At 54.8% G+C, this 5287-nt stretch carries 5 protein-coding genes and 1 pseudogene; all 6 read left to right on the forward strand.

What is annotated here, in order from left to right; genetic code table 11:
* A partial coding sequence (locus BFP93_RS10070) for a toxin glutamine deamidase domain-containing protein (protein ID WP_176717562.1) occupies positions 1-2103 on the forward strand: 2103 nt, incomplete at its 5' end.
* Positions 2103-2384, forward strand: coding sequence for a YrhB domain-containing protein (locus BFP93_RS27310; protein WP_083205641.1), 282 nt, complete (start codon positions 2103-2105; stop codon positions 2382-2384). The genes BFP93_RS10070 and BFP93_RS27310, both read left to right, overlap by 1 nt.
* Before the next feature lie 743 nt (positions 2385-3127).
* A complete protein-coding gene (locus tag BFP93_RS10075) occupies positions 3128-3595 on the forward strand; it encodes a hypothetical protein (RefSeq protein ID WP_130138312.1) in 468 nt (155 codons plus the stop codon).
* A 1-nt stretch (position 3596) separates the two neighbouring features.
* Complete coding sequence (locus BFP93_RS10080) at positions 3597-3878, forward strand: hypothetical protein (RefSeq protein ID WP_065892966.1); 282 nt, start codon at positions 3597-3599, stop codon at positions 3876-3878.
* 37 nt (positions 3879-3915) lie between these two features.
* A complete protein-coding gene (locus BFP93_RS10085) occupies positions 3916-4485 on the forward strand; it encodes a hypothetical protein (protein WP_065892967.1) in 570 nt (189 codons plus the stop codon).
* Positions 4486-4586: 101 nt separating this feature from the next.
* A pseudogene (locus BFP93_RS10090) lies at positions 4587-5287 on the forward strand (hemagglutinin repeat-containing protein); the annotation flags it as partial.

Below are 5287 nucleotides of genomic sequence, written 5' to 3' on the forward strand. Positions count from 1 at the left end.
GCAGACAAAATCACCGCCACCGTGGGTCGCGACCTCACGCTGCAAAGCCTGCAGGACACCGATAACTACAAGTCCAAGCAAACGGATGTCAGTGGAGGCGTCAGCTTCGCCATCATCGGCACCGGCGCCAGCGCCAACCTGAGCATCAGCAAAAGCAAGATCGACTCCAAATACCAGAGTGTGCAGGAGCAGACCGGCCTGTTCGGCGGCAAGGGCGGCTACCAGATTGACGTGGGCAACCACACACAGCTCGATGGCAGCGTGATCGGCAGCACCGCAACAGCGGACAAAAACCGCTTGAGCACCGGTACGCTGGGATGGAGTGTTTTAAAGAACAAGGCTGAGTACACAAGCCAGTTGCAGAGCGCCAGTGTGAGCAGTGGCAGCGATGGCACCAACGCGTTCATCAGCAATATGCCCACCGGCAGCTTGGTCGGATTTAACCACGGCGACAGCGACAGCGGCACCACGTCCTCGGCCATTTCCAACGGCACCCTCAACATCCGCGACCCTGCCAAACAGCAGCAGGACGTGGCAACGCTGAGCCACGATGTTGAACACGCCAACGGCGCCATCAGCCCCATCTTCGATAAGGAGAAAGAGCAGAAACGGCTGCGGCAGGTGCAGTTGATCGCGGATATTGGCACTCAAGCGGCGGATATCACACGCACTCAAGGTGCCATTAACGCGGCCAATGCTCAAAAAGATCCCGAAGCGATAGCGGCTGCGCGAGACAAACTTATCCGTGAGGGCAATACCCAGCCGACGGATAAAGAGATCGCCGCACAGGTGACCCGTACGGTGATGCAGCCGTACGAAACGGGGGGCGATTATCAACGTGCCGCTCAAGCGGTGACGGCAGCTTTGCAAGGACTGGCAGGCGGGGACATCGGCTCCGCCCTCGCAGGCGCGTCGGCGCCCTATCTGGCGAACATCATCAAGCAGTCAGCGCAGGACAACGATACCGCCCGAATCATGGCCCACGTGGTATTGGGTGCTGTAGTTGCACAGGCCCAAGGGAACTCGGCGGTAGCCGGCGCCGCAGGAGCTGGCACGGGGGAGTTGATTGCGGCGCAGTTGTATCCGGGCATTAAAACCGAGAATTTGAGCGAGAAGCAGAAACAGTCAGTATCGGCGCTTTCGACATTGGCATCGGGCTTGGCAGGCGGGCTTGCAGGAGGTGACCTGAGCGGTGCACTTGCCGGTGCAAAGGCTGGCAACAATGCGGTTGAGAACAACTCAGTGGCTGATATTGCCATTGCATTAACTGAGGGTAAGACGCTTGAACAAAAAGCCGAAGAGCGCATCAACGCTGAAAACGAGCACTACAAGGAGCAAAACTGTGCAGGGCTGAGCGCAGAGGCGTGCTCGGCGCAAATGTATGCCGAGCGCCGTGAAAGCCTTGCTTATACGTTGGCGGGTGGTGCTGTTGTAATCGGAACAGTGGCAGGAGGCATGTTGCTTGGCCCAGCCCTGTTAAATGCCTGTGGGATGAACCCGGTAGCTTGTACCGAACTGACCATAGCAGCAGCAGAGGTGCCTTTTGGTGCTGCGATGGCTGGCGGTGGGGCTCTGGGAGTTGGTGGATTTGGTAGTCTTGGGAAGGAGGTAGCTGCTACTGCGGATGCTGCGGCGGCGGCGCGGAATGTTGAAACTGTAACAGGTGGCGCTCTTGGTGCAAAAGCGACAGACGTTGCGGATGAAACTGCAGGTTCAATTAGGAACGTAAACCCAGGTTATCCAGATGCTGGACGAACCCATAACTGTGTTAATTGTTCGATTGCTACTGATGCAACACTTGCAGGTAACCCAGCATCTGCATTGCCGATAAATTCCACCAAGGGTGTTCCGTTGACAGTGCTGGAGAAGCAATATGGCGCTAAGTTTAGCGGTGTATCTTCAACCGAGACTATTACTCAACACATGCTCGGTGGCGGGGACGGCGCGCGCGGGATTGTGTTCGGTTCCTATGGTCCAGGTCAGCCAGGCCATGTTTTCAACGTGGTTAATCAGAATGGGGTTGTCCGATATCTAGATGGGCAGACTGGGAAGCTAGCTAATATGAATAATTTTAAGACGCTACAGTTGCTGAGAACTAATTAATGATTACCTATGAGAGTGCGCTGGAACGAGCTAATGCGTATTTAAAAGACTCAGATATTCCTCTGCAGTTAACGCATGAGGGAGAGTTTTCTGATGGATGGTTCTTTTGCTATCAATCTAAAGAATATTTAGAGACAGGGAGTTTTTCGGCTCAGCTGGCTGGAAATGGACCGTTCCTAATTGATAAGGAAACAGGAGAGCTTCATGTTCTAGGGACTGCCAAGCCTTTAGAAGAATATCTAGAACAATATGTGACGAGCAAGTTAAAAAGACAAGGTTGATTTGTTGGTTCAAAAGGCGCAGGTGAAGTTCCTAAGCCGACTAGCCTTACCAAGATTACGGACGAGATGAAGGCGGATCCTTACCATCGAAAAAAGCTGGATATGAAGGATTTTAAATGGCTAAGAAGGTAAGGCTGGGCGACATTTTGCAGGTGTTAACCTCGCAGGGAGCAAAAAATCGGGGTCAGACCACGTTTACATTAATGGTAGGCTGAGCCCTATTTTTGTGCAAAAGCAACAGGCCAGAGTGTACCTGACGTGATTAGTCCTACTTATCAAGAACTTCAGGGATTAAACAAAGGATTCCAGGTGCATCACATCGGGCCTCAATATTTGGGGAAGATGCTGGAATATACGAAAAATGACATGCTGGATCACCCAGCGGCTCTAATTACCCAGTACTCTCATACGGAAAGTTGAGTCCTGATGCTATGCATAAAGCTATCAGTTAGTATTTGCCTCCCATGGTAGGCGGTAAGCCGGCTACGTATACTTCTGGTCAAATAAGCTCAGGGTTGCAGAAAGCCTATGGTGATATAGGGCGGCCCGAATTGTTTGACTCAATCAAACATCTGATTAAATAGATATGCAAGCATGAGAAGGCGGACCAGCAGGTTATCGCCTACATCAAGGAAAACACTCAGTCTTATGCATGGACGATGGAGGCAGAAAGTGGTTTTTCCCGCGTGCTGACAGGAGGGGCATACGCGTACCCGGACGGTGGGACGGGTAAACGCGACCGCTTGACCGGCTATCCGTTGGACGACAGGGGCGGATACAAGGTACCGGTCACGATCGAGGGCGTGTTGTACACCCCGCGCTTCATGTCATGTGGCAGTGCTGAATGTATCGCGGTCGGCGCCAACATCGACCTGGCTGACGCCAATACGCTGAAGTGGATCAAGGCCGCCGACGCGAAAATGGTCAGCGACGTCGGGTTTGTCCTGGGGGCGGGCGCGGCGGTGACAACGGGCGGCGTAAGTGCTGGGCTGTCGAACACCTCGATGGCGGCCTCTTTCCTGTCTGGCTACTTGAAAGAAGAACTTCCGGAAGCGGCCACAGGTAACGCACTCAGCATGGGCTTTGAAAAGTTTGCAGTGACCAAGGGCGTTACGCCGGAAACGGCTTCGCGACTTTCCAATGCCTTGGGTACTGCGGGGGTGTGGGAAAAGTTGGTTGAAGGCCTCAAAGGTACAGTCAAGGGTGGGTAGCATGATCGCGAACTTATACAAATATCAGCACGGCATTGGCCTGGTCTTACTCCTGGCTGCGCTACTCAATGGCTTTCTACGATTTGACGGTAGCTGGAAGCGCTTTTTCCTCATGGTGTTGGTGCAGTTGTGGTTTGGCCAGGCGGTCTACAGCTATGCGCGAGGCGCCAGGGTGGCCATCGCGCCGGGCGGCATGAGTAAGGATGCCGACCCGGAGTGGCGAGCGGCGTTGGCCGGCTTCGCCCTGTTTTTATACGGTGTCGTATTTTTTTTGAGTTTTTGACCCTTGCATGGCCCATGTATCTACACGGAAAACCCTTATGAAAAAAGTTGCCTTTATCCTCTCGGCCCTGATCCTCGCGGGCTGTCACTCCAATGTTCGCGACTCGTCGTCCAGCCTGCTCAAAGACGGCGTGCAGTTGCAGCAGAACAAGGTCGTGGCCGATGCCGAGCAAGCCAAGGTGATCATGCGGGCCACCGGTTTTACCTACCCTGTGCAGTTCTCCGTGCGCCGTGGCGGTGATGCCGATCAGCGGCCGGAGATCCTCGGCACGGTGGTAGATTCGGGCCGGGGCAAGGTGTTCGGCTGGATCGCCAAGATGAGTGAGGTTGCCAACAGCGCGGCGGTCAAGCGCTTCCCGCAGTTGGAAGTGTTGGCTGATCCGGGGCAGACAATCGAGGTATTGGGCGAGTCGCGGGTGTATGACTCGAACTACTACCGCTACGCCGAAAAAATTGTCTACGCCTGCGGCCCTATGAGCTCGGCGTTCAAGCCGCAGAAGCAGAAGATTTACCTGGTGGAGTTCGTGATCGTCGGCGCGGGCTGTGAGCAGCATGTGTATGACATCACCGATCCCGCGCAGCGTATTCCCGTCCTCGAAAGGGAATAGGGGTCAGACCACGTTGTTGCGTTTTTTAGAGTCCAGCAAAGTTGCTCTTTAAAAATATGATTTATTTTTTGTAGAAGAATAGTGCTCAGCCCCCTATTTTGTTGGACGCCGGCAAACAGGTCAGCCTGATCAGCGGACGAGACACTGCCCTCAAAGGTGCGCAAGTCAGCGCAGACAAAATCACCGCCACCGTGGGTCGCGACCTCACGCTGCAAAGCCTGCAGGACACCGATAACTACAAGTCCAAGCAAACGGATGTCAGTGGAGGCGTCAGCTTCGCCATCATCGGCACCGGCGCCAGCGCCAACCTGAGCATCAGCAAAAGCAAGATCGACTCCAAATACCAGAGTGTGCAGGAGCAGACCGGCCTGTTCGGCGGCAAGGGCGGCTACCAGATTGACGTGGGCAACCACACACAGCTCGATGGCAGCGTGATCGGCAGCACCGCAACAGCGGACAAAAACCGCTTGAGCACCGGTACGCTGGGATGGAGTGTTTTAAAGAACAAGGCTGAGTACACAAGCCAGTTGCAGAGCGCCAGTGTGAGCAGTGGCAGCGATGGCACCAACGCGTTCATCAGCAATATGCCCACCGGCAGCTTGGTCGGATTTAACCACGGCGACAGCGACAGCGGCACCACGTCCTCGGCCATTTCCAACGGCACCCTCAACATCCGCGACCCTGCCAAACAGCAGCAGGACGTGGCAACGCTGAGCCACGATGTTGAACACGCCAACGGCGCCATCAGCCCCATCTTCGATAAGGAGAAAGAGCAGAAACGGCTGCGGCAGGTGCAGTTGAT

It is taken from the genome of Pseudomonas sp. 44 R 15, assembly GCF_900004965.1.
Taxonomy (GTDB): Bacteria; Pseudomonadota; Gammaproteobacteria; order Pseudomonadales; family Pseudomonadaceae; genus Aquipseudomonas; species Aquipseudomonas orientalis_A.

Bases quoted from the DNA above. Each gene is read 5' to 3' on its own strand.
- BFP93_RS10080 (WP_065892966.1), top strand. From the start codon at position 3,597: ATGATCGCGAACTTATACAAATATCAGCACGGCATTGGCCTGGTCTTA.
- BFP93_RS27310 (WP_083205641.1), top strand. From the start codon at position 2,103: ATGATTACCTATGAGAGTGCGCTGGAACGAGCTAATGCGTATTTAAAA.
- BFP93_RS10085 (WP_065892967.1), top strand. From the start codon at position 3,916: ATGAAAAAAGTTGCCTTTATCCTCTCGGCCCTGATCCTCGCGGGCTGT.